The sequence below is a fragment of the Dialister succinatiphilus YIT 11850 genome, from assembly GCF_000242435.1.
Classification (GTDB): Bacteria; Bacillota; Negativicutes; order Veillonellales; family Dialisteraceae; genus Dialister; species Dialister succinatiphilus.
On sequence record NZ_JH591188.1, the window covers coordinates 733,934 to 758,933 of the forward strand.

Below are 25,000 nucleotides of genomic sequence, written 5' to 3' on the forward strand. Positions count from 1 at the left end.
TCTCGAAGATGATGCTTACGAGCACGAGGAAAACGAGAATGGAGGAAAATCCTTTGAGCTTGCAAGCGTTGGCCGCGCGCAGAATCTGGCCGACATGATAACGACGGAAGAACGCCGAAGTTTTCTTCGAGATGGATTCCATCTGCTGGGTGGTTTGTGATATACTTTTCATAGCATGAGCCTCCGGTGCTTGGTATGTTTTTGAGCCAACATAATTATACCAAACTGGCAAGACTCATGCTATTTTTCTGTTTACAAAGCCTGGACTTTCAAGGGGTGCAGGGGATTTTTACCTGCGAAGTTTGAGTTATTATTTTTATCCCAGAATTTTCTTTACAAGACCAACATGAAGTTTTACGCCGTTTGGCAGAGCAGAATGGTCGAAATGCATATTAGGATCATGAAGACCAGGCTGTGCATCTTCACCCAAAGCGATGAATCCTGTTTTCAGTTCAGGCTTTTCTTTGGGATACCAGAAGAAGTCTTCGCCGCCAGCAGTTGTAATAGGCGGAATCAAGGCCTGCGATCCCAGTTCTTCTTTAATTACTTCAGCGATGATGTCTGTGACTTCTGGGGTAATGATGGAAGCTGGTGTACGGTGAAGAATATTCTCAACGGCTTCTGCACCAAAAGAATATAGAATAACGAGATTTATACCAGCCAGATAATCATTATTGTCTGGCTTTTTACATACTTGGAAGAGGGAATAATACTAAACAAATGTGGTGATTTTTTTATTTGTATACTTCTTTGCCATTATTAGTCTCTTATTTTTACATTTTCTCCCCCTTGACATTTCCCGTATCTGGTGCTAAAGTATTCACAACAAAACGATGAAGAAAAGAGTAAGCATTCTGATGACGGCCAAGCGAGTCCGGAGAGTGAAAGCGGACACGGATAAAGTGCTGAAGTGCATTTCTGAGTTAGGCAGGCTGAACTATAGTAGGTCTTCCCGGGAACTCCCGATACAGAGTCAGGGTTTGATAGAACCTTTTAAGGTATGTCCGGCGACGGGCATATGAAATTGGGTGGAAACACGAAGCTTAGGCTCTCGTCCCTTAGGGGACGGGAGCTTTTTGATTTCAAGAAAGAAAGGATGAAAAGGAATGGGCAGACTGATTGCTAAGAAACTGAACGAACTGGAATGGGGTCTGGCAGGCTGCCTGCTGTTCCTGGGCATCTCTTCTCCTGCGTTTCACCAGTTTTACAAGAAGTAAGGTTACAGACTGACAGGGATCAGACAGGTTTCGCCAGGTTCTGGCAGAACGGGTACAGGAACTCGATTCGCAGAAACCTTAAGACCTTGAGCAGAAGAATAGGAACAGGACCTGAAGGGCCTGTATCCACCATGTCCCGGGCCGAACCGGCCCGGGGACATATTTTCATAACAGGCGATGATGAAAAGAGTACCTTTCTGAAAACGGAAAAGCGAGTCCGGACAGTGGAAGCGGATACGGATAAGAAGGGGAAGTGCATTTCTGAGCTGCAGGATTGAAAAAAGTAGGTCCTGCCGGGCGGCCCGATACAGCCGAAGGCACTGACCGGTGCCGCTGAGACTGGCCTGTGAAAGGCCGGTGAAATTGGGTGGAATCACGAGACCTCGTCCCTTTGGATGAGGTCTTTTTTATATACAGGAGGTCTAAGCCATGAATGGAAACCGCCGATGTCAGAGGGAAATCCCTTAACCAAAGAAAATAAGAAACTTTAATTTGTAATAGGAGACATCATATGACAGTAAGCAGAAGAGATTTAATCGCAAAGGTTTTCAATAATGAAAAGACAGACCGCGTGCCAGTGGGATTCTGGCACCATTTCTTAGGAGATGAGGTAGGTGCTGATGCCTTTGCCCATCCGGAACTGACGGACAAGGTGCTGGCAGGGCAGGCTGATTTTTACAAAGCCTTCCAACCGGACCTCATCAAAATCATGACTGATGGATATTTCGGTTATCCTATCGATGAGTTGAAGAAACCGGTTTCCTCTCCTTTGGACTTAAAGGATATCAAGCCTCTGGGCCGGGATTCGGACTGGTTCCGCTTCCAGATCGGCTATGCCAGAAAGCTGGTTTCCCTTTATGGAAAGGAAGTACCTCTTTTTTACAATCTCTTCGCAGTGCCCAGGACCATTGAATTCATGCAGGCTTCTCTGGGCCATCCTGTGGATATTGCATCCTGGATTCAGGATTACCCGGAAGAAACGGCCCATGTATTCGACGTAATTTCCAAAGATTACGCGGAACTGGCAAAGGCTCTCATTGAAGAAGGCGGCGTGGACGGTATCTATCTTTCCGTCAATAATATTAGTTATGACCGGCTCACCGAGGACATTTACGAAAAGCAGGTGGCACCTTATGAGGTAAGGATTCTGGAGGCGGCCAATGAAGCCGGCGGCAGCAATATCCTTCACATCTGCGGCTATCATGGATTCCACAACCATCTGGAATGGTATAAGGATTATCCTTTCAAGGCAGTGAACTGGGCAGCTAAGGTGGAAGGCGTGTCTTTGAAGGAAGGTAAGGCACTGTTCCATGGCAAAGCAGTGATCGGCGGCTTTGGCCAGACGGAAAAAGATGTTATTTATACAGGAAACAAAGAAGAAATCGAAGAGGAAACCAGAAATATTCTTGACGAAGCTGGCACCACCGGTGTGGTTCTTGGAGCCGACTGCACCATCCCGCGGGATACCGATGTAAATCATCTGGCATGGGTTCGTGAAGCAGCAGATAGGTATGGGAAATAAAGGAGAGGGATTATGATGAAACTGAAGACAGCCATTAAAGCGGTATTGATTGCAGGCACTGTAGGTATTGCACTGACCGCAGCGGGATGCGGTGGAAATAAAAGTGATTCAGCCAAAGGAGCTTCCGGCAATGGTGGCAAAAAAATCGTAAAGGTGGCACACACACCTCACTATTTCCCCTATGATTTTGTGGATGACAACAACAAATCTGACGGCATGGAAGTGGCTGTCATGAAGGAAGTGGCCAAAAAACTGCCGCAGTATGAATTCCAGTTCGTGCCTACCTCTGATGATGACCTTCTGATTGGCGTGGAATCAGGGAAATATGATATCGGTACCAAGGGGGCCTGGAAGACGCCGGCCCGGGAAAAGAAATACATTTTCCCGAAGAATAACATTGCTGCCAGCGTTATCGGTGTCACCATCCGCAAGGAAGATGCTAATACGATTAAAAATCTTGATGATTTTGCCAAGGCAGGCAAAAAACTGGTACCTATTGCTCCACAGAATGCACAGTACCAGGTGATTGAAGATTACAACGCAGCCCATCCGGATCATCCGGTCAAATTGGAAGCTTCTGAAAACTTCCAGGTAGCTGATGCTTACACCTGGGTATTGGAAGGAAGGTATGACGGCTATTTCTCCATTGAACTGGCTTACAAGAAAAATGTGGAAGCACCGGATGCTCCCTATAAGGATTTCAAGGATAAACTGAGCTACTTCCGCTACAAGGCCATTCCTACCTACACGGTTATCAATAAGAATGATAAGGAACTGGCAGAGCAGGTAGATAAAGCTCTTGGCGAGCTGAAACAGGAAGGAAAGATTGCAGAGCTGGAAAATAAATACTTCGGAGAAGAAGTAAGCAAGCTCATTGATGTGAAATAATACAAGGACTCAAAAATTTCAGAGGGGGAAAGGTGAGTGGCTTTGCTGCTGATTTTATAAAACTTTACAGCCGGGGCGGCGAGGCCGGGAAGTGGACGCCGCTGCAGCCCTCGGGCCAAAGGCCTGTCAAACCGGAGAACCTTTCCCCAACTGACTATCCCACTAATACACTAGCGCACGAACTTACTATTTCCAAGGAGGTGTTTTTTATGCAGACCAGACCATTCAGTCCGGATATCATTTTTACATCTATACCGGCCCTTCTCCCCTATCTGGCAGTGACGCTGGTAGTGGGAGTGACCAGTATCCTTACAGGTTCTATCATGGGAATGCTGCTGGCATGGGCCAAGTTGTCGGGACATAAGGCGATCCGTGCTCTGGCGGATGGCTATACTTATATCATCCGCTGCACCCCGTCTATTGTCCTTCTGTTCATTGTCTTCTATGGCCTGCCGAAATTCATGGAGGCGGAATTTGGTATCGACATGGATAATCTGTCTCGTGCCATCTTTGTCATTATTACTTTCACTCTTCTCTTTGGTGCCTATGTGTCCGAGGTGTTCCGTTCCGCCTATGAAACGGTGGACCGGGGGCAGTACGAAGCAGCGGTGACCATCGGCTTGTCACCAGAACAGGCATTTTTCCGGGTTATGCTTCCCCAGGCAGCGGTGATTGCTCTTCCTAATTTTGGAAATTCTGTAATTAACCTGATGAAGGAAAGTGCCCTGGCCTATACTATCGGACTCATCGATCTTCTGGGCCGTACGAATCTGATTATTTCAAAGAACTACGGCGCTTACGGCGTTGAACTTTATGTGGCCTGCCTCCTCATTTATTGGGCACTCAGCTTTTTGATCGAACAGGCTTTTCTCCGCATGGAATCCTATTTAGGGCGGGGACGTTTGAAAGCATAAGGAGGAAATTATGGAACTGGATTTTTCATTTATGCAGCATGCCCTACCTTTCCTTTTGAAGGCTCTTCCGGTAACGCTTTTCATTACTGCCCTGGTACTGCTGCTTTCCATGGTACCGGCATTCCTTATGGCTGAAAAAAGAATCGGTGCCCGGGGATGGGGAGAAAAGGCTATTGCTCTCTACGTGTCATTCATCCGCGGGACACCGCTGGTGCTGCAGATTCTTCTCATGTACACCCTGCTTCCCAGTCTTCTGAATGCAGCCTTCAAAGCGATGGGCAGCTCCTTTGATGTATTTCATGGAGTGAATCCCCTGTGGTATGCCATCATCGTCTTTACTCTGAATACCACAGCCCTTCTGTCGGAAGTATTCCGCTCTGCCATTCTGAGCGTGTCGGCAGGACAGATGGAAGCAGGACTCACCATCGGCCTTTCCCGCTTCCAGACCTATGTGCAGATCATCATTCCCCAGGCCCTGACTTCTGCCCTTCCCAATATCTGCAACCTTACAGTGAATCTGATTAAAGGGACTTCCCTGGCTTTCTTCATGGGAATCAAGGATATCATGGCTGCTGCCAAAATTCAGGCAGCCTATGGATATAACTATATTGAAGCGTACCTGGAAGTGTTCATTCTTTATATTATTGTGTGCACAGTAGTGCAGGTTCTCTATAAAATTTTTGAAAAGCATGTGGGCTTGTATCGCACTGCCGGACTGGAGGGGTAAATATGCTTGAAATATCTCATGTGAAAAAACATTTCGGAAAACAGGAAGTGTTAAAAGACGTGACCCTCAAGGTCAACAAGGGGGATGTCATTGTGATTCTGGGGCCCTCGGGCTCCGGGAAAACCACATTTCTAAGGAGCCTGACCTTCCTGGAAAAAGCGGATGCCGGCGTTATGGTTTTCGGCGACAAACAGCTGGACATTCATAAAGCAAAACAGAAAGACATAGCCTGGGTACGGAAACATACGGCCTTCGTATTTCAGAATTACAACCTTTTTGCCAATAAGACGGCTTTGCAGAATGTGATGCTGGGTCTCACCGTAGGCAGGGGCATGGCGAAGGAAGAAGCAGAGGCCATTGCCAGAAAAGCATTAAAGGAAGTAGGCCTGGCAGACCGGGCTGATTATTATCCGTCTCAGCTTTCCGGCGGACAGCAGCAGCGGGTGGGCATTGCCCGGGCTATGGCGGTCAAACCGGATGTGATTTTCTTTGATGAACCTACATCTGCTCTGGATCCGGAACTGGTAGGCGGCGTCCTTTCGGTGATGAAGAAACTGGCTGCCGATGGCGTTACCATGGTGGTAGTCACCCATGAAATGAAATTTGCCAGAGAAGCGGCTACTCGGGTGGTATTCATGGATGGCGGCGTCATTGTGGAAGAAGGCAGTCCTGAGGAAATCTTTACTCATCCTAAAGAAGCAAGAACCAGGCAGTTCCTTCGCCGTATTCTGGACAGGGAACCCGGCGTGGAGGAAGAGGCACCGGAACCTGTTCCTGTGGCTGGTCCGATTCCCGGTGTTCTGCCTGATATGGCGTAAGGAGAAGGCTATGAAACGATTTCAAAATAAGGTGAGCCTCATTACCGGTGGCAACAGGGGGATAGGAAGGGCTATAGCCCTTCGTCTGGCCTCGGAAGGAAGCAGTATCATTCTTTTTGGAAGGAATGAAAAGGACAACCAATCGGTGGAAAAAGAAATCAGCAGCACCTACAGCGTTCCTGTGAAAAGCTATAACGTAGACATGTCATCAAAAAAGTCGGTGGAAGAAGGGATTGGTCAGGCCATGTCCCATTTCCGCCGCCTTGATGTTCTTATTAACAACGCAGGCATATGCCGCCTCTCTACGCCTTTTACAGAAATCACAGAGGAAGACTGGAAAGAGACGCTGTCGGTCAATCTGTATGGCGTCATTTACGTTACGGGACTGGTGATTCCCTATCTTGAAAAAGAAGGCGGGAAAATCATCAACATTGCTTCCTTGGCCGGAGAAGTCGGAGGGATTGCTACTTCCGCCGATTATGTGGCCAGCAAGGCAGCCCTGCAGGGGATGACCAAGTCCCTGGCCCGGGAACTGGGGGTAAAGCATATCAATGTCAATGCCATAGCGCCGGGCTTTGTCCGCACGCAGATGACGGAAAAGATGAGCATTCAGCTTTCTTCTATACCCTTAAGGCAGGTGGCGGAGCCGGAAGATATTGCAGCTGCTGCTGCATTCCTTGCTTCCGATGATGCCCGTCTCATTACCGGAACTACGCTGGATGTGAATGGCGGACTCTATATGAATTAAATCGGTTATAATAAAAACAGGAACTTTGGGGTTCCTGTTTTGCATTGAAAGGAAAGCAGTATGAAACTATTTAGAAAACCTCTCATGATTGAAGCACAGGGGAGTTTTGCTGCAGGCGGCACTGTGATCCGGGAGAAAGGAACCTATGAGGAAGCCCATGCCCTGTCTCCTGAGGGGCAGGAAAAGCATGTGGACCATGGCTATGTGTTTTATCAGATACCGGCAGATGCCAGGAAGAATGCTCTTCTTTTCCTGCATGGCGCCGGGCAGAGCGGGGCCTGCTGGGAAACTACGCCGGATGGCAGGGAAGGTTTTCAGACTCTTTTTCTTCGTAAAGGCTACAAGGTGTACATCATGGACCAGCCAAGGAGGGGGAGAGCCGGAAGCGGCGGAGTGGAAGGGAAAGTAACATCTGTGGCTGACGAAGCCCTGTGGTTTGATATTTTCCGTTTCGGCCATTACCCTCATTACTTTGAAAATGTACAGATTCCCCGAGAAGAGGAAGCGGAAAACCAGTTCTGGAGAAAGGTGACACCCAATACGGGAGCCTTTGATCCAAAGCTCACTGCTGTTGCTCTTGCCGATGCGGCAGGCCGGGCTGGAAATACCATCCTTGTCACCCATTCCCAGGGCGGCTCTCCGGGGTGGCTGGCAGCTATGAAGAGTGCGAATATAAAGGCCATTATTGCTCTGGAACCGGGAGTGGGATTTGTCTTTCCAGAAGGCGAAGTACCGCCGCCTATGGAATCATCAAGTCCTTTCGGACCTTTGAAAGGTGTGGCCGTGTCTCGAAGTGATTTTGAAAAGCTTACCCAAATTCCCATCCTTATGATTTTCGGAGACCATATTCCGGAAAATCCAAGTCCCCATGGCGGAGAGGATAACTGGCGGGTACGCCTTAAGGAAGCCCGTCTCATGGCAGAAACCATTAATCGCCATGGCGGAGATGCAAAGGTCCTTCACCTGCCGGATATAGGGATTTACGGCAATACCCATTTCCTCTTTGAAGATAAAAATAATGAGGAAATCGCAGATCTGATGGACCGGTGGATTGTGAAAAAAGGACTGGGAGGATAGAAGACAGCTATCGGCTGCCCGAGGCCTGCTGTCCGACTGAACCCCGGTTTCGCCGAGTCCCATCGGCGGCTGAACCTCTTGACAACAGCCTGTATCCATGATACTGTAGACGTATCAATAGAAAACGATGAAGAAAAGAGTAGCCAGGCTGAAAACGGCAGAGCGAGTCCGGAGGGTGGAAGCGGATACGGATAGGGTGGTGAAGTGCATTTCAGAGTTTGGAAGGCTGAAAGTGAGTAGGTTTTCCCGGGAGCTCCCGATATAGAGCGGGGGTTTGATAGAACTCACGAAGGTATGTCTGGCGACGGATATATGAATTTAGGTGGAATCACGGGTCTCCTGTCCTGAAAAGGATGGGAGGCTTTTTGTTTTGATTGAAATCATTCTAAGGGGGAAATTGTTATGAGAAAAGCTGTAAAAATGGCATCAGTAGCACTGGCTTCTCTTCTGGCAGCAGGTATTTTTGCAGGCTGCGGCGGTGACCAGAAGGCTGCTTCTTCCAAGGCAGCTGCCGCTGATGGGAAAACTTCTGTGAAGCTGGTGCTTTCCAGTACGGAACGTCCGCTTTCCTGGGCCGATGAAAACGGAAAGCTCCAGGGTTATGAATACGACATCTGGCAGGAAGTGAATAAAAACCTGAAGGATTACCATTTGGATATCCAGGCCGTTCCACCGGAAACCCAGGATGTGATGATGGAGTCCGGTGATGCCAAGGTGGCTTCCGGCGGCTATTACCGTACGCCGCGTCGTGAAAAGGACTATATTGTCCCGAAAACGCCTATCGGTGTATCCTCTGTCATGGTTTACATGTCCAAGGATAATGCACAGAAGTACCACAGCCTGGAAGATGTCATCAAGGGCGGCGGCAAACTGGTGCCCAATACGCCTAACGGCGGTATTTATAAAGTCCTCACTGACTGGAATGCAGCGCATGACAATCTCATGAAGGAAGTTCCTATCCAGGATGGCCTCACTCCGGCAGAACGGATTACGTCTCTGAAGAACGGTCAGTATGATGCCCTGGTTTACCCGAACAATCTGGGCGTCGAAGATATTGCCAAAGCAATGAATTTTGAAATCGTGGCTCTGGACAAGCCTATCAAAGTGAACGAGACCGTAGTCATTGTCAATAAGAATGAACAGAAGCTGGCTGATGAAATCGAAGCAGCTCTTGAAAAATTGTCCAAAGATGGCACGCTGCAGAAGATTTCTGAAAAATGGTATCACCGGAATCTCTTCGATCAGCTGAAGGATGCAGGTAAATGATTTCATAATATATATGTATTATATTATAGAGGGGAGAGTGAAAATGCTCTCCCCTCTTCATCATGGACAGGGAGATTATGATGGATACAGAAGAAAAATATATGTCCCATCTGCAGGGGGTAGTTAAGATTCCTACCGTTTCGTCGGTGAATGATGAAAACACCGACTGGTCCCAGTTTGACCGGCTCCACCAGTATATGCAGGAGGCCTGGCCTTTGATTTTCGAAAAGCTGTCCCTCACCAGAATCGGAAAGGCAAGTCTTCTTTTCCACTGGAAATCGGAAAATCCGAAGAAAGAGCCTGTTCTTTTCATGGCTCACCAGGACGTGGTGCCTGCCATTCATGAAGAGCAGTGGAGCCATCCGCCCTTTGGAGGAGAAGTGGATGAAGGATGCCTCTGGGGAAGGGGCGCTGAAGACTGTAAATCTGTGCTGACTGCGGAAATGGATGCGGTAGAAGAACTTCTGGAAGAGGGCTTTGCACCGGATTTCGATATTTATCTTTCCTTCGGACACAATGAGGAAGTCCAGTGCACGCCGGATAAAAAAGGATCGGTTCTGACCGCTGCCTACCTGAAGGAACAGGGCATCCACCTGGCCTGCCTTTTCGATGAAGGCGGCAATGTGGAGGAAGGCAGGGCGGGAGAGCCGCCGCTGGCCCTGGTGGGTATGGCGGAAAAGGCACCTAACGAATTTGTGCTTTACAAGGACGGAGCCGGCGGTCATGCCAGCAAGCCCGGCCGGGGCACTGTGCTTGGTGATGTGGCAAGGGCAATGGCTGCTGTAGAAGCGCATCCCATGCCCTACAGGCTCACGCCTCTGGTGAAAGCCCATTTGAAAGCGGTGGCGCCTCTTCAGGAAGAGCCCCTGAAATCCATCGCAGGTCATCCGAAGAAGAACTGGAAGAAACTGGTCAGACTGGCTGGAAACGACAGAATTCTGGATGCTCTCCTCCATACCACTTTTGCCGTTACCATGGCAGAGGGGAGCAGCCAGGCCAATGTGCTTCCTTCTCATGCAGAGGCTACCATGAGTGTCCGCATCCTTCAGGGGGATACGGTGGATTCCGTTACCAGATATCTGGAATCTATCATGCCCGACGGAGTGAAGGTGAAGGCTTCCTTCGCGGAAAATCCTCACCCCGCAGGAGAGGTGAAAGGAGAAATGTTCCATCTTCTTTCCAAGACCATTCATGAAGTCTATGGCAAAGATACGGTGATTGCACCGAACCTCATGCTGGGGGCTACAGACTCCAGAAATTATGCGGATGTCTGTGATCACATCTACCGTTTCACCGGACGGGTCAAGACAAACCGCTGGGGCGAAGCACACCAGGTGGATGAGAAAATGCCAGTGGACAAGCTGGATATGCCGGTGAAGTTTATTAAAACATTCCTTAGAAATTATGAAGCGAAATAAATGGCAGTAAGGCCGTTCATCGTACTGCTGCAAAAAAAAGACCGTGAAAAAATAGAAACCATTTTTTCACGGTCTTTTTTTTATAAGAGGGCCGGCTTTTTCTTTCCCGTTTCCTTCTCATAGTCATCCGGATTGACCTGGCTTTCTGAACCGAGAGCCAGGGCTTTCTGGTAATACCACTCCTTATAGTCCAGCTCCTGCATATAAAAAAGGAGATGGTCAATCTGCTCTTTTACAAACTGCCGCTGCTCCATGATGAGGGCCTGCCTTTCTTTCAGGCTTTTATCCCCCAGAACCGCCAGCTTGGCATATTCACGGATACGGCTGATGGGCATGCCCGTATTTTTCAGGCAGCTCAGCACATGAAGCCACTTGATATCTTCATCAGTAAAGAGACGGATGCCGTTCATACGTTGTATCCCGGGGAGAAGGCCTTCCTTGTCATAATAGCGGATGGTGGTGGGATTAATTCCGGTGAGGTCGGAAGCCTTTGAAATTGTGTAAGCCATTGTTATTCCTTTCTACAGTCTTGAGAAAAGCGCTGATTTCTTCATGAAATCGAATTTCATGGACATTGGGCTATGGATGGAATTTCTCTTTATTATAATTCTTCCAGTTCACTTTAAGTCAAGAAAAGAGAAAAGGGCGGATAGATTTCAAGTCCCTGTTTTCCCTGTTTTATGATAAAATAGACTCGCATGACAGGAGGAAAGAATGTATCAGAAACCGAAAATCGGACAGATAGAGCTTGATGGATGGGCCGTGCTGGCTCCTATGGCAGGAGTGAGCGACCTGGCTTACCGGGTCATTGCGCGCCGCATGGGTGCCGCCATGACCACTGCAGAAATGGTGAGTGCCAAAGGGCTCTATTATAAAAATGAAAAAACAAGGGATATGCTGAAGATTGACCCCGGAGAACACCCGGTGGCCCTTCAGCTTTTCGGCAGCGAGCCGGATATCATGGCTCTGGGGGCAAAGGAAATGGAAAAGGCAGGGGCCGATATCATCGATATCAACATGGGCTGTCCCATGCAGAAAGTGGTGAAAAACGGCGATGGATCCGCTTTGATGAAGAATATCCCTCTTGCTGCCGAAGTGGTGAAGGCCATGGCAGAGGCGGTCCACATACCGGTGACCGTGAAAATGCGACTGGGCTGGTCCAGAGAGACGGAAAACTGCGTAGAACTGGCAGAAGCAGTGGAGGAGGCAGGCGCTATGGCGATTACCGTCCATGGACGGACCAGGGAAGATTTCTACACCGGTCATGCGGACTGGGAAAAAATCGGCGAAGTGGTCAGGGCTGTTCATATTCCTGTCTTTGGAAACGGCGACGTGGTGGATGGGCCCAGTGCGGATCGGCTGATGAAAGAGACCGGCTGTGCCGGTGTGGCTATAGGCCGGGCGGCCTGGGGAAATCCCTGGGTCTTTAAGGCGGTGAATACATATCTGGAAACAGGTGAAATTCTGCCGCCGCCCACCAATGCCATGCGCCTGTCCATGGCCAGAGAGCATCTCCATGGTTTGGTAGAAGAAAAGGGAGAACATGTGGCAGTCAGGGAAATGCGGGCTCACGCCAGCCGTTATTTTCACGGTCTTCCGGAAGCGGCCGCTCTTCGCCGCTCCATCATGAAGGCACTGACAGAAGAAGAATTCAACCAGGTGCTGGATCAGTATGAAAAGAATAGACATTAGGAAAGTGCCGGTTCATTTATGATGTCTGTTTTTATGAATAAAAGAAGAGAATGATTGAGCGGCCCTTCCCAGTGGTCCCTTATGATGGGCAGGGCAGCTCATTTGTTTTCAAAAAACTGCAAATCAATGGCGAATTGCTATTGTATAAAAATAAAAATAGTAAAAAATAAGAAAAAATAAAATAAAGCTGAAGGTCCCGTTATAATTACGGAAAGCTCATGGTATGAGGGCCTTGGGGTATTAAAATTTATTGACAAGGGAAAATGGAAATATTAGAATAATTAAGGAACGTGAGCAATTAGATGTTGGGTATTGCAGGCTTGTGCATGGAAAGCGCAGGCTTTTTTATCTCAAACGGGAGAGGAGCGGCCATGTCTGCTGAAAGGATTTTTATTTCCGAAGGCGTAAGAAAGGAAGAGTTTATCTTCTGTTCGACTGCCTCTCTTTTTGCTGGAGCGTTGTATTTGTTTGGCATGAATACTCCTTTTGCGGGAAATGTGTGACTTTGGGTCATTTTTCTGCAGAAGGAGATTTTTTTTGGGAGAAGGGTCCCAGAAAAGGGAGGAAATGAACAATGCATGTTGGAATTGTGATGGGCAGTGATTCCGATTTACCGGTCATGAAGAAGGCCTTTGCCATTCTTGATGATTTTGGCGTGACCTATGATGTAACTATTGCTTCTGCACACAGGACACCGAAGAAACTGGCTGATTTTGTGGCAGCAGAGGAAACGAAGGGCGTCGGTGCTTTCATTGCCGGCGCCGGTATGGCAGCTGCGCTTCCGGGCGTGGTGGCCAGTCTGACGCTGAAACCGGTGATTGGTGTGCCTCTTTCCGGTGCGAAACTGGATGGTATGGATGCCCTGTTTTCTATCGTGCAGATGCCTTCCGGTATCCCCGTGGCTACGGTAGCTATCGACGGCACAAAGAATGCTGCTTTCCTGGCTGTGGAAATCGGTGCAGTTTCCGATAAGGCTCTTTACGAAAAGTATAAGGCTTACCGTGAAAAAGCGGCACAGGAAATCTATGCCAAGGATGAAAAGCTGCAGGCATCCCTGGGGAAATAAAGAATTATTATTTCCATTTTTTATTTCATAACAGCAGCCATAAATCTGATATTTTTTTAAAGGAGAAGAACCATGAAAGAATATAAACCTTTTAAATCCGGTAAAGTCCGTGAACTCTACGATCTGGGCGACAGCCTTGTGATGGTCTGCACCGACCGTATTTCTGCTTTCGATAATATTCTGAAGTGCCCCATTCCTGAAAAGGGCGTGGTGCTGAACCGTATGTCCAAATTCTGGTTTGATTTCACAAAGGACATCGTTCCCAACCATATGATTTCTATCGATACAAAGGATATGCCTGAATTCTTCCAGACAAAGGAATTTGAAGGCCGTTCCATGAAGACCATGAAGCTGAACATGATTCCGGTAGAATGCATTGTCCGCGGCTACATCACCGGTTCCGGCTGGGAAGGCTATCAGAAAGACGGTAAAGTCTGCGGTATCCAGCTGCCGGAAGGACTGAAGGAATGCCAGAAGCTGCCTCATCCGATTTTCACTCCTTCCACCAAAGCTCCAGTAGGGGAACATGACCAGAATATTTCCATGGAAGAAGGGGAAGCCTGGGTGAACAAGTTCTTCCCGGGAAAAGGCAGAGAATACATGGAAAAACTGTCTGAACTGACCCTCGCTCTTTATAACAAATGCGCTGATTATGCTTTGGAAAGAGGCATTATCATTGCGGATACCAAATTTGAATTCGGTCTGGATGAAAAAGGAAATATCGTGCTGGGCGATGAAATGCTGACTCCTGATAACTCCCGCTTCTGGCCGGCCAAGGGCTATGAAGCAGGTCATGGCCAGCCTTCCTATGACAAGCAGTTTGTCCGCGATTACCTGAAGGCTCATCCGGGAGATACGGTTCCCCAGGATATCATCGACAAGACCATTGCCATTTACAAGGAAGCCTACGAACTTCTCACTGGTGAAAAGTTCTAAGGTTATGAAATGGGCAGGACCATGCCTCAATGGGGTGGCATGGATCTGTCCCATGCGGAAAAGCCCCCATAAGACCGACAGGTCTGAATTATAAGAAAGTCAGGAGAATTCCGTAATGTATAAAAGTATGGATGTATATGATGACAAGCCGCATGAAGAGTGCGGAGTGTTTGGTATTTTTGACCGGGATCTGTCTGCGGTACATGAAACCTACTACGGTATCTTTGCCCTGCAGCACCGGGGCCAGGAAAGTGCGGGCATTACCGTTTCTGATGGAAAAACCATGGAAACCTTCCGCGGCATGGGCCTGGTGACGGAGGTATTCCACAATCTGCCGGAAAAGGAAGGCCACATCGGCATCGGCCATGTGCGCTATTCCACCACCGGATCCTCCATTCCGGTGAATGTGCAGCCCCTGCAGGCTGACAGCATTGACGGCCCCATGGCACTGGCTCACAACGGGAACCTGGTGAACACGAAGAATCTGCGGCGCCGCCTCCTTCTGGAGGGCTCCACTTTCTCCACCACCATGGATACGGAAGTCATTATTAAGCTGCTGGCCAGAAGCCGCCGGGCTACGGAAGAGGAAAAATTCAAGGAGCTCATGGATGAAATCCACGGTGCCTATGCCATCGTGGCCTGCACCAATGACGCTATCTACGGCTGCCGGGATCCCTTCGGCTACCGTCCCCTGGTGCTGGGAAAGACAGAACACGGCTGGGTGCTGGCTTCGGAAACGCCGGCACTGGATGCCATTGATGCGGAGTTCGTGAGGGATGTACTTCCCGGTGAAATCGTCACTATCGATGACAAGGGCGTCCGTTCCACCATGTACTGCCCTGTGGACAGCCACCGCCACGGCATCTGCTCCTTTGAATACATTTATTTCGCCCGCCCCGATTCCATCATGAACGGCCAGGACATTTACCAGGCCCGCTTGAACATGGGCAGGAAGCTCTGGGAAGAAACCCACTATGAAGGCGATGTGGTGATGAGCGTGCCGGACTCCGGCAACGTGGCAGCCCTGGGTTATTCCGCTGCTTCCGGCATTCCCTTCGTGGAAGGGCTTTTGAAAAATAAATACATGGGCCGCACCTTTATCCAGCCGGGACAGAAGAAGAGAGAAAGGGCGGTGCGCATGAAGCTGAACCCCATCCGCATGAACGTGGAGGGCAAGCGCATCATTCTGGTGGATGATTCCATCGTCCGCGGCACCACCAGCGGCATTATTATCAACCTTCTGAAAAATGCAGGAGCCAAGGAAATCAAGCTGTGCATCAGCTCGCCGCCTGTACGGTATCCCTGCTTCTTCGGCATCGATACGGCCGAAAGAAAGCAGCTGATTGCCGCCAAGTATTCCACCGAAGAAATCTGCAAAATGATCGGCGCCGATTCTCTTCATTACCTGTCACAGAAGGGACTGGCGGAATCGATTTCCGAAATTAAGGCATCGGACATGTGCTTTGCCTGCTTCGACGGCGTGTACCCGGAAAAGGTACCCCACGACGGACTGGGCAGCATGGAAGATGAAGAATAGGGAGGAACCATGAGCGAAAAGAAAAAAGGCTTAACCTATGCGGAAGCCGGCGTAGATATTGATGCCGGTGAAAGAGAAGTGGAGCTGATTAAGAAATCAGTACAGTCTACCTATACCCGTGGCGTCATGGGCGATATCGGCGGTTTCGGCGGCCTCTTCCGTCTGAAGGATGAACTCTCCGACGACCCCATCCTCGTTTCCGGTACCGACGGCGTAGGCACGAAGCTGCGCCTGGCCATCGAAATGGGTATTCATGATACCATCGGCCAGGACTGCGTGGCCATGAGTGTGAACGATGTGCTCGTACAGGGCGCAAGGCCCCTCTTCTTCCTGGACTACATTGCTACCGGCAAGCTGGAACCGGAGCTGATGGCGGAAATCGTGAAAGGCGTAGCCAATGCGTGCATTGAGTCCGGCTGTGCCCTTCTGGGCGGCGAAACAGCTGAAATGGCCGGTTTCTATGCTAAAGGAGACTACGATGTGGCTGGCTTTGCCGTAGGCATTGTAGATAGAAAAGACCTCATTACCGGTGAAGATATCGCTCCCGGTGATGTGATTCTGGGTCTTCCTTCCACCGGCGTTCACTCCAATGGCTATTCCCTGGTACGCCGTATTATTAAGGATAACGGCCTTTCCCTGGATAAGGTGTATGGAGATATGGACAAGCCTTTGGGCGAAGTGCTTCTCACACCGACCCGTCTCTATCCAAAGCCTGTGATTCCTGTGCTGAAAGGGACCAAAGTGAATGGCATGGTCCATATTACCGGCGGCGGTTTCTATGACAATATTCCAAGAGTGCTGCCCAAAGGCACCCGGGCTGTGCTGGATGCAGAAAAATGGCCGCTCCTTCCGATTTTCCCCTTCCTTATGAAAGAAGGCGGCGTGGAACCCAGGGAAATGTACCGTACCTATAACTGCGGCCTGGGCATGCTCCTTATCATGAACAGGGAAAATGCAGAAAAAGCAAAGGAAATTCTGAAATCCATCCATGAACCGGTATATGAAGTAGGCGAAATCACGGAAGGAAACCAGGATGTAGTTGTGACAGGTGGTCTTTTCAATGAGTAAGAAGAGAATTCTGATTTTTGCATCGGGCAGAGGATCCAATGCGGAAGCTATCCATGAAGCCACCATAGATGGCAGAGTGAATGGAACTGTGGTAGGCGTTATCTGTGACCATGCAGATGCCCAGGTGCTGAAAAGGGCAGAGCGATGGGGCGTTCCTTCCACTGTGCTGGAACTGAAATCTTTTGAAAACAAGAGTGCTTTCAATGATGCCATTCTGGAAGCAGCTAAATCCTATCAGCCCGACCTCATCTGCCTCGCAGGATATATGAGGATCTGCGGTGAAAACTTGATTCATGCTTTTCCAAATCGGATTATCAATATTCATCCGGCCCTTCTTCCCAGTTTCCGCGGGCTCCATGCCCAGAGGCAGGCTGTGGAAGCCGGTGTCAAAGTGTCAGGCTGCACCGTCCATTTCGTAGGGACGGGACTGGATGACGGCCCCATCATTACCCAGGTGGCTGTACCGGTATATGATGATGATACCGAAGCCACCCTGGCAGACCGGATTCTCCAGCAGGAACATCCGGCTTACGTAAGGGTGGTCACTGCCTTCTGTGCGGATCAGCTTCATATCGAAGGCCATCATGTGAGCGGCATGCACAGCCGTCCTGAAAAATAAGACGCGTGTTGTATAGATAGAATTTTATTTCAAAGGGGGAGTCAAATATGGCAGTTAAAAGAGCCCTGATCAGCGTGTCTGATAAGACAGGGGTCGTAGAATTTGCAAAAGGACTTCATGAACTGGGTGTGGAAATCATTTCCACCGGCGGTACCATGAAGGCCATTGCAGCAGCAGGCATTCCGGTAAAATCTGTTTCCGAAGTGACCGGATTTCCGGAAATGATGGATGGCCGTGTGAAAACACTGCATCCCAAGATTCACGGCGGCATTCTTGCCATCCGTGACAATCCGGAACATGTGAAAGCCATGAAGGAACATGGTATCAAAGGTATCGATCTGGTGGCTGTGAACCTTTATCCTTTCCGTGAAACCATTGCCAAACCGAACGTAACCAGAGCAGAGGCCATTGAAAATATTGATATCGGCGGTCCTTCCATGGTTCGTGCGGCAGCAAAGAACTACAAATACGTGACCATTGTAGTGGATCCATCCCAGTACGGCGAAATTCTGGAACGGATAAAGAATGATACCCTGGATGAAGATTTCCGTCTGAAACTTTCCAGAAAAGCATTCCTCCATACCGGCCTCTACGACTGCGCCATTGCAGACTACCTCACCAAGGAAGTGGACGGAGATAAAGACGGTCTGCCTGATGTATACTGCAAAGCCTTCGTTAAGCTCCAGGATCTCCGTTACGGCGAGAATCCGCATCAGAAAGCGGCATTCTATAAGGATCCGGAAGCCAAAGGCGGCATTGCTGCAGCTAAACAGCTTCATGGCAAGGAACTGTCCTATAACAACATTGTGGACATGGAAGCAGCCTGGGACCTGGTATGCGAATGGGGTGAAGACCAGCCGGCCTGCGTTATTATTAAACATACCAATCCCTGCGGCGCAGCTCTTGGCAAAGATGCACTGGATGCTTTCCAGCGTGCCTTCAACGCAGACAGCAAATCTGCTTTTGGCGGCATTGTAGCCATGAACCAGGTCTGCGACAAAGCAGCAGCAGAAGCCATGAAACCTATTTTCTTCGAAGTCGTCATGGCTCCGAAATTCAGCCAGGAAGCTCTCGATATTCTGGAAACAAAGAAAAATATCCGTCTCATCGAAGTACCGGCAGCTTTCAAAGAAGAACTGCAGCTTCATAAAGTATCCGGCGGCCTTCTGGTACAGACTCCGGACAACAGCGCAGAAACAAGAAAAGACTGCAAAGTAGTGACTAAGAGAGCTCCTACGGAAGAAGAATGGCAGGCCATGGAATTCGCATGGAAGATTGTAAAGCATGTGAAATCCAACGCCATCGTTCTCACCGGCAAAGATGTGACCTACGGTGTAGGTGCCGGCCAGATGAACCGTGTAGGTTCTGCGGATATTGCCATTGCAGAAGCCGGCGAAAAAGCAAAAGGTTCTGTCATGAGCTCCGATGCGTTCTTCCCCTTCGGCGATACCATTGAAGCAGCAGGCAAAGCCGGAGTTACCGCTGTGATCCAGCCCGGCGGCTCCATCAGGGATCAGGAATCCATTGATATGGCCAATAAGTACGGCATTGCCATGGTATTTACCGGTCATCGTCATTTCCGTCACAGTTAAGAGAGGTTTTTCCCATGAAGGTATTAGTCATTGGAAGCGGCGGCAGGGAACATGCCCTGCTCTGGCGGCTGGCACAGAGCCCTTCTGTCACTGAAGTCTACGCTATCCCCGGTAATGATGGCATGAGCAGTGTGGCACACCTGATTCCTTTGAAGGGCCATGAAGATATTCTGGACTTTGCCAGACTGATGAAGGTGGACCTCACCGTGGCAGGACCGGAAACGGTTCTTACCGAAGGTCTGGCAGACGAATTCGAAGCACAGGGGCTGCCCTTCTTCGGCCCCTCTAAAGCAGCTGCCCGTATCGAAGGGTCCAAGGGATTTGCCAAGAACCTGATGAAGAAATACAACATTCCTACAGCAGCCTATGAGGTATTTACCGATGAAGACAAGGCCGTGGAATACCTGAAAAACAACAGGAAGTATCCTATTGTCATCAAGGCGGACGGTCTGGCGGCAGGCAAAGGCGTCATCATTGCCCAAAGCGAAGAAGAAGCCATTGATACTGTAAAGGACATGCTGGAAGGACACAGCTTCGGCGGTGCCGGACGGTCTGTAGTCATTGAAGAATTTATGGAAGGGGAAGAAGCGTCGGTCCTCTGCTTCTGCGACGGGACCCATGTGGTACCTATGGTTTCCTCCCAGGACCATAAGAGAATCTTCGATAATGACAAAGGTCCCAATACCGGCGGCATGGGTGCCTATGCACCAGCCCCGGTGATGACCGATGAAATGATGGATGAAGTGAAAGTCAAAATCCTTCGTCCCATCATGGCAGCCATGAAAAAAGAAGGCTACCCCTTCAAAGGCTGTCTTTATGCAGGCCTTATGATTACCGACGAAGGCCCGAAAGTGGTGGAATTCAACTGCCGCTTCGGCGATCCTGAAACGGAAGCGGTGCTTCCCCTCTTTGACGGTGACCTGGCACAGGTTATGCTGGAATGCGTCCATGGAAATCTGAAAAAAGAAGACGTGAAATGGAAAAAAGGATGTGCCGTAGACGTAGTCATGGCCTCCGAAGGCTATCCCGGTTCCCATTCCTCCGGCGAAATCATCTCCGGACTGGATGAGGCAGAAAAGGCAGGCTGTATCGTATTCCATGCAGGCACTGTAAAGAAAAATGGAAAATACGTGGTTAATGGCGGCCGTGTCCTGAATGTGGTGGCCCTGGCTCCCACACTGGAAGAAGCGAAAGCCAAAGCCTACAAAGGAGTTTCTAAAATCCACTGGCAGGGTGTACAGTATCGCCATGACATAGCGGATAAAGGCATCAGACATCTGAAAGCTAAAGAATGATTCACAAAAGCGGAGCCCAAGGGCTCCGCTTTTTGGCTGCTCTTAAGACTGCTGCCCGCCTGCCGCTTCGCTGTCATGAATACCAATGGTGTCCAGCTGCTCCTGTCATTTCGAAGAGAGCGGGCAAATCTACTGGAGAAAGGTTTCCTGCTGAGATGAAGAATAATGGGGTTCCACCGAGTAGGAAACTATAGGCGAAAAGTTTCTTTTGTGATAAAAGACAATAGTGGCATGCCGTGTCGGAAACCATTTCCGATAAGTTTCCTGGTGGAATGAGTTACAGCCTTGTCCTGCTGAACTGGAAACCTTTCACCTATGGTTTCCGGCAGCTGTAAAACTATAAATACCCATGGTGTTACCCAAGTGGAATCCTATCTGCGCCTTGAAACGTACTATGCCATATTTGCAAAGCAGTTTATTTATGCTATGCATTTAATGTATAATATTGTATATCAATCAATTTCAATATATTTCATACACAGAGAAAGGAGTCTCATCATGGCAATCAGAATCGGCATTATGGGATATGGCAATATTGGAAAAGGAATAGAAACGGCACTGGCAGATTATCCGGACATGGAACTGGCCGTGGTATTTACCAGAAGAAATCCGGCAGATGTGAAGATTCATACTTCCGGAGTACCGGTCGTTTCAGCTGGAGAGGCGGAAAAGTGGAAAGATAAGGTGGATGTTCTGGTTCTGGCCGGCGGTTCCGCTACGGATCTCCCCGAGCAGACACCGGCTTATGCATCCCTTTTTAACGTCATTGATACCTTTGATACCCATGCCCATATTTCCGAGCATTTTGCCAAGGTAGATGAAGTGGCCAAGAACCATGGCAAAACAGCCATGATTTCTGTAGGCTGGGATCCCGGTCTTTTCTCCCTGGCCCGTCTTTTCGGCCATGTCATTCTGCCTGACGGCAAAGACTACACCTTCTGGGGCCGCGGTGTTTCCCAGGGCCACTCCGATGCCATCCGCCGAGTTCCCGGTGTGAAGGACGGTAAACAGTACACCTGCCCTGTGGAAAGTGCTCTGGAAGCCGTAAGAAATGGAGAAAATCCTGTGCTTACTACCAGAGATATGCATACAAGAGAATGCTATGTGGTGGCGGAAAAAGGGGCTGATAGAGGAACCATTGAAAACACCATCAAAACCATGCCCAACTATTTTGCTGATTACGATACCACTGTTCATTTTATTTCCGAAGAAGAACTGAAAGAAAAACACAGTGGCCTGGCTCACGGCGGATTTGTATTCCGCAGCGGCAGGACCGGTGTCCATAAAGAACATGACCATGTGATGGAATATCGTCTGAAGCTGGACTCCAATCCTGAATTTACCACTCATGTGGTCCTTGCTTATGCAAGAGCCCTCTATCGTTTTGCCAAAGAAGGGAAGAAAGGATGTTTCACCGTATTCGACGTGCCCCCGGCCTACCTTTCGTCCCTTTCCGGCGAAGAACTCAGGGCTCATTTACTCTAAACCTGTGATTCGCCCATGGTGCCTGTGTTGATAAACATTGGCAAGAGCTGCTGCATGATGGGATGGTATAAGAAGTTTTCTGTTCACCATCCCATTTTCACTATCCCATAAAAATGCGGAATTAAAGAGCCAATGATTCAATCAGCTTTTTCCTGAGGTGCTGAGATGAGTACAGGGAAAGTGCAGGATCAGAGATGAATGAAAGCAGGAAAGAAGCCTCTGCTTCGTGATATTTTGACATTTTCTCTCATTTACTATATAATGAGTTCGGCCATCCGGGGATGTACCGGTTTCGACAGAAGATTCTGGGCCATAAACAGCGAGTCGGGATTCCATCTACCCCGTTAAACGGTGGAAAAACTTAAACGCAAAACGTGATTTTGCTTTAGCAGCCTAATCTGCTAATGTCCCCTGACGTTTTCCTATGACTTCAGGCTGACATCAACCAATAGGATACCGGAGAAGGAGGTTCGGGACTTCAAAGGGAAACCAATTCCGAAATCGGCAAAGGCAGTTTGTTCCTGTACGATACTTTGCTTAAATCTCAAACAGTAACTGTACTCGGAGAAATTTATGGGACAGGCTTTTTGGACAGGGGTTCGACTCCCCTCATCTCCACCAGAATCATCAGGGACTGTAAAAAATGATTTACATTTTTCACAGTCCCTTTTTTGTGCCTTTTTTTTGAAATGACAGTAAATGGTTCACCTTTATTGTCATCTCGAGTGGAGCTGCATGGGGACATGGGGACGAAGGCATCTGAGCTCAACGGAGGCTATGAGCCGGGAGATCTCCTGCCACAATGGAGCCTCCTCACTTCAGCGTGAGATTTCTCCACTCCGCTTCGCTTCGGTCGAAATGACAAGGAAGCGGGGAGAGCACTTATTTCAATTCGTCTTTTGTAAAACAGGAATAAGAAATCTGCTATCCCATTGTCTAGTCAACTGACAGGGGACGCAATCATTTTTTGACAGGCCTATTTTTATTTGCCACATCAGCATATTGACAAATTTAAATATATAGAATATAATAAATACATAAAAACAGTGAAATTCATTTATGAACAATAAGGAGTGTATGCATATGATGGCACCGATTACAGGCACCGCAAATATTGATAAGGTTCTCACCGAAGGTGATGTGATTCTTGGATTTTCTGCTCCCTGGTGCGGATACTGCAGAAGACTGCGTCCTATGGTAGAAAAACTTTCCGGCGAAATTGAAACGCCTATTTATGGCATTAATGTTGATGAAGATGAGGAAATTGCGAAGCGATATGAAGTAGAAACCATTCCCACCCTCATTTATTTCCATGAAGGAAAACCGGTGAACCGGATTATCGGATATGGCAATGTAGGTTACAATGATCTGAAGTCTTTTGTAGAAAAAGCATCTCAATAAAACAAAAAAGGGGCCCAGGGGGCTTCTTTTTTTTATGCCTGTCTTGCTGATTTCTCTGATTTTATGGGCAGCCCATGGTGGGACGTGGTACAATGAAAGAAAGAGATTTGACAGGGAAGGGAAGTGGAAATGTGGGCAATGAGGCCTTGAATCTTACGAAAAAAGAACTGCTCAATCTGGGTGAGCAGTATTTGAAAATCAGGAATTATGACAGTGCCATGAAGTACCTGTCCCGGGCAGTGATCCAGGGCAGCAGCAGGGCAGGTACAAAGCTGTATGAATTGGGAAAAATTTTCTATAATAGGCTGAACTATGAGTCTGCATTCCGCTGCTTCCAGCTTCTGTCAGATAAAGGGCATGGAGAAAGTACCCTGCTTTTAGGGGAAATGTATGAGTATGGCCGGGGGGTGCCAAGCAGTCTGCAGAAGGCTTTTGACTGTTTTGCCACCGCTTATCAGCAGGGGGTCCCACGGGGCGCCTATCTGGCAGGACGGCTGATGACAGCCGATGCTCTCCGGTCAGAAGAAATCAGGGACATTGCGGTGAGCTGGTATAAGGAAGCCATTGCTGGAGGAATTACCGAGGCCTACGCAGCCATTGGAAAACTTTACATCGAAGATGGAAGGCGGGCACTGCCCGGAGATCCGCCGAAAAGTGATAAAACCGCTTTGTCCTGGTTTTTGAGGGGCGCGGTGCATGGAGATAATCTTTCCAGGGAATTGGCAGGCGATTTTTTCATTTACGGTATTGGTACGAAAACCGACGTGAAGCGGGGCATGGAACTTTATTTCCAGGCTTTCCATGATGGCAGCGTATCAGTATGCTTTAAGCTGGGCAACCTGTATTCCAATGGATTTTACGTTCATAAAAATATTGATTTATCCGTGGCCTGGTACTTGAAGGCCTTTGAACGGGGCGATAGCAGGGGAAAGTATTACGCAGGCCGGGTGTCATATCTGGCAGGGAGGTCGTACCCTTCCATTCCGGAGGGGCTGGAAGAAAAGGCAAAAGCTCTTTATTACCTGGAGCAGGCCGCTTCTTTTGGATACGCTGATGCCTTTGAAATGTTGGCAGATATTTCCCTCAGCCGGGGTAATTATAAAGAATTTGAGGAAAATCTGAAACAGGGTACCCTGGCCGGCAGTGATGACTGCCGGGAGAAGCTGGTGCGTTACTGCTGCGGCCGGGCAATGAAAGCGTTGGGACCTGTGAAGGGACTTCTCGAATCCAGTGCGGTGATGAAGGTACCTCTTGACCGCGGCGATGAGGAACGTTTGAAGGAAGCTGCGTCCTGGTACAGGAAGGCAGCTGCTGCAGGAGATGGGGAAAGCTGGGCGATTCTGGCCAGATTTTATTTCTTCTATGGCGACATTCTTCAGGTTAGGGAACGAGATTTTACGAAGGCCGTCAAACAGGCCGGAAGTTCCGGTGCTGTGCAGTTGAAGCGGCTTTTATGGATGTATTATGCTGGTCCTGAAGCGCTCAATGGCGAAGTATTTCATAAGGAAAATGCAAAAAAAGCCTTTCAGCTGGCTCGCCAGTTGGCAAGGGAAGGATATGCTGCATTTTATCCGGTTTTATCCTCCTATTATGAAATCGGATATGGTACAAGGAAAAACAGCCACCTGGCTGCCCATTGGGCTGAAAAAGCCCGGATTTGACAGGAGAAAAAGAAATGGAATTATCAGAATACCTTGACCGGGTCAGGAAATTG

At 48.9% G+C, this 25,000-nt stretch carries 24 protein-coding genes, 1 other RNA gene and 1 other annotated feature (1 of these 26 only partly in view); of the genes, 22 read left to right on the top strand and 3 right to left on the bottom strand.

Translation table 11 applies throughout. The features are described from left to right. Positions 1–316: 316 nt before the first annotated feature. A complete protein-coding gene (locus tag HMPREF9453_RS11275; protein WP_083827284.1) occupies positions 317–664 on the bottom strand; it encodes a M20/M25/M40 family metallo-hydrolase in 348 nt (115 codons plus the stop codon). Between the two features lie 721 nt (positions 665–1,385). Further along, positions 1,386–1,611, top strand: a binding site (T-box leader). Between the two features lie 117 nt (positions 1,612–1,728). On the opposite strand from HMPREF9453_RS11275, the gene HMPREF9453_RS08850 reads away from it, so the two are divergent. The 9 genes from HMPREF9453_RS08850 to HMPREF9453_RS08890 all read left to right on the top strand — a co-directional run bounded on the left by HMPREF9453_RS08850 (position 1,729) and on the right by HMPREF9453_RS08890 (position 10,595). Beyond that, positions 1,729–2,739, top strand: a complete 1,011-nt coding sequence (locus HMPREF9453_RS08850) for a uroporphyrinogen decarboxylase family protein (RefSeq protein WP_008860209.1) — start codon at positions 1,729–1,731, stop codon at positions 2,737–2,739. 12 nt (positions 2,740–2,751) lie between these two features. Continuing rightward, positions 2,752–3,627 (top strand): transporter substrate-binding domain-containing protein, encoded by an 876-nt coding sequence (locus tag HMPREF9453_RS08855; protein ID WP_008860210.1) that lies wholly within the window; start codon positions 2,752–2,754, stop codon positions 3,625–3,627. A 209-nt stretch (positions 3,628–3,836) separates the two neighbouring features. Further along, entirely contained in the window at positions 3,837–4,541 is a 705-nt protein-coding gene (locus HMPREF9453_RS08860) for an amino acid ABC transporter permease (RefSeq protein ID WP_008860211.1), read from the top strand. Between the two features lie 10 nt (positions 4,542–4,551). Further along, complete coding sequence (locus HMPREF9453_RS08865; RefSeq protein WP_008860212.1) at positions 4,552–5,268, top strand: amino acid ABC transporter permease; 717 nt, start codon at positions 4,552–4,554, stop codon at positions 5,266–5,268. Positions 5,269–5,270: 2 nt separating this feature from the next. Then, positions 5,271–6,086, top strand: a complete 816-nt coding sequence (locus tag HMPREF9453_RS08870) for an amino acid ABC transporter ATP-binding protein (RefSeq protein ID WP_008860213.1) — start codon at positions 5,271–5,273, stop codon at positions 6,084–6,086. Between the two features lie 10 nt (positions 6,087–6,096). Then, complete coding sequence (locus HMPREF9453_RS08875) at positions 6,097–6,834, top strand: SDR family NAD(P)-dependent oxidoreductase (RefSeq protein ID WP_008860214.1); 738 nt, start codon at positions 6,097–6,099, stop codon at positions 6,832–6,834. A 60-nt stretch (positions 6,835–6,894) separates the two neighbouring features. Continuing rightward, positions 6,895–7,911 (top strand): alpha/beta hydrolase, encoded by a 1,017-nt coding sequence (locus HMPREF9453_RS08880; protein WP_008860215.1) that lies wholly within the window; start codon positions 6,895–6,897, stop codon positions 7,909–7,911. 402 nt (positions 7,912–8,313) lie between these two features. After that, positions 8,314–9,177 (top strand): transporter substrate-binding domain-containing protein, encoded by an 864-nt coding sequence (locus HMPREF9453_RS08885; RefSeq protein ID WP_008860216.1) that lies wholly within the window; start codon positions 8,314–8,316, stop codon positions 9,175–9,177. Positions 9,178–9,239: 62 nt separating this feature from the next. Further along, positions 9,240–10,595, top strand: a complete 1,356-nt coding sequence (locus tag HMPREF9453_RS08890; RefSeq protein WP_040380262.1) for a M20/M25/M40 family metallo-hydrolase — start codon at positions 9,240–9,242, stop codon at positions 10,593–10,595. A gap of 80 nt (positions 10,596–10,675) precedes the next feature. Here HMPREF9453_RS08890 and HMPREF9453_RS08895 read toward each other — a convergent pair whose 3' ends face one another. Next, complete coding sequence (locus HMPREF9453_RS08895; protein ID WP_008860218.1) at positions 10,676–11,104, bottom strand: MerR family transcriptional regulator; 429 nt, start codon at positions 11,102–11,104, stop codon at positions 10,676–10,678. A gap of 205 nt (positions 11,105–11,309) precedes the next feature. On the opposite strand from HMPREF9453_RS08895, the gene dusB reads away from it, so the two are divergent. Beyond that, entirely contained in the window at positions 11,310–12,287 is a 978-nt protein-coding gene (gene dusB / locus HMPREF9453_RS08900; RefSeq protein ID WP_008860219.1) for a tRNA dihydrouridine synthase DusB, read from the top strand. A 298-nt stretch (positions 12,288–12,585) separates the two neighbouring features. On the opposite strand, the gene HMPREF9453_RS11970 is transcribed toward dusB, so the two are convergent. Continuing rightward, positions 12,586–12,762 carry a hypothetical protein gene (locus tag HMPREF9453_RS11970; RefSeq protein ID WP_156792547.1) on the bottom strand — a complete coding sequence of 59 codons (177 nt, stop codon included), beginning with the start codon at positions 12,760–12,762 and terminating at the stop codon, positions 12,586–12,588. 99 nt (positions 12,763–12,861) lie between these two features. Here HMPREF9453_RS11970 and purE point away from each other — a divergent pair, with 99 nt between their 5' ends. From purE to thiM, 12 genes are all read left to right on the top strand, one after another. Then, a complete protein-coding gene (purE, locus tag HMPREF9453_RS08905; protein ID WP_008860221.1) occupies positions 12,862–13,353 on the top strand; it encodes a 5-(carboxyamino)imidazole ribonucleotide mutase in 492 nt (163 codons plus the stop codon). Positions 13,354–13,425: 72 nt separating this feature from the next. Further along, positions 13,426–14,289 (top strand): phosphoribosylaminoimidazolesuccinocarboxamide synthase, encoded by an 864-nt coding sequence (locus HMPREF9453_RS08910; protein ID WP_008860222.1) that lies wholly within the window; start codon positions 13,426–13,428, stop codon positions 14,287–14,289. 115 nt (positions 14,290–14,404) lie between these two features. After that, on the top strand, positions 14,405–15,826 hold the full coding sequence (purF, locus tag HMPREF9453_RS08915; RefSeq protein ID WP_008860223.1) for an amidophosphoribosyltransferase: 1,422 nt from the start codon (positions 14,405–14,407) through the stop codon (positions 15,824–15,826). A gap of 9 nt (positions 15,827–15,835) precedes the next feature. Then, positions 15,836–16,894, top strand: coding sequence for a phosphoribosylformylglycinamidine cyclo-ligase (gene purM / locus HMPREF9453_RS08920; protein WP_008860224.1), 1,059 nt, complete (start codon positions 15,836–15,838; stop codon positions 16,892–16,894). Further along, complete coding sequence (gene purN / locus HMPREF9453_RS08925; RefSeq protein WP_008860225.1) at positions 16,887–17,513, top strand: phosphoribosylglycinamide formyltransferase; 627 nt, start codon at positions 16,887–16,889, stop codon at positions 17,511–17,513. The genes purM and purN overlap by 8 nt, the downstream gene beginning before the upstream one ends. 47 nt (positions 17,514–17,560) lie before the next feature. Further along, positions 17,561–19,105: a bifunctional phosphoribosylaminoimidazolecarboxamide formyltransferase/IMP cyclohydrolase gene (gene purH / locus HMPREF9453_RS08930; protein WP_008860226.1), complete on the top strand. Its 1,545-nt coding sequence runs from the start codon at positions 17,561–17,563 to the stop codon at positions 19,103–19,105. 14 nt (positions 19,106–19,119) lie between these two features. Next, positions 19,120–20,400 (top strand): phosphoribosylamine--glycine ligase, encoded by a 1,281-nt coding sequence (gene purD, locus HMPREF9453_RS08935; protein WP_008860227.1) that lies wholly within the window; start codon positions 19,120–19,122, stop codon positions 20,398–20,400. A 498-nt stretch (positions 20,401–20,898) separates the two neighbouring features. Next, positions 20,899–21,885, top strand: a complete 987-nt coding sequence (locus tag HMPREF9453_RS08940) for a diaminopimelate dehydrogenase (RefSeq protein WP_008860228.1) — start codon at positions 20,899–20,901, stop codon at positions 21,883–21,885. Positions 21,886–22,162: 277 nt separating this feature from the next. Then, positions 22,163–22,506: a transfer-messenger RNA gene (gene ssrA, locus HMPREF9453_RS11280) on the top strand. Positions 22,507–22,968: 462 nt separating this feature from the next. After that, positions 22,969–23,286 carry a thioredoxin family protein gene (locus tag HMPREF9453_RS08945; protein ID WP_008860229.1) on the top strand — a complete coding sequence of 106 codons (318 nt, stop codon included), beginning with the start codon at positions 22,969–22,971 and terminating at the stop codon, positions 23,284–23,286. A 92-nt stretch (positions 23,287–23,378) separates the two neighbouring features. Further along, complete coding sequence (locus HMPREF9453_RS08950; RefSeq protein WP_008860230.1) at positions 23,379–24,947, top strand: tetratricopeptide repeat protein; 1,569 nt, start codon at positions 23,379–23,381, stop codon at positions 24,945–24,947. Positions 24,948–24,961: 14 nt separating this feature from the next. Next, positions 24,962–25,000, top strand: the 5' end (the start) of a protein-coding gene (thiM, locus tag HMPREF9453_RS08955) for a hydroxyethylthiazole kinase (protein WP_008860231.1). It continues 768 nt past the right edge of the window; the window shows 39 of its 807 coding nt (coding positions 1–39); its start codon is at positions 24,962–24,964; the stop codon falls past the right edge of the window.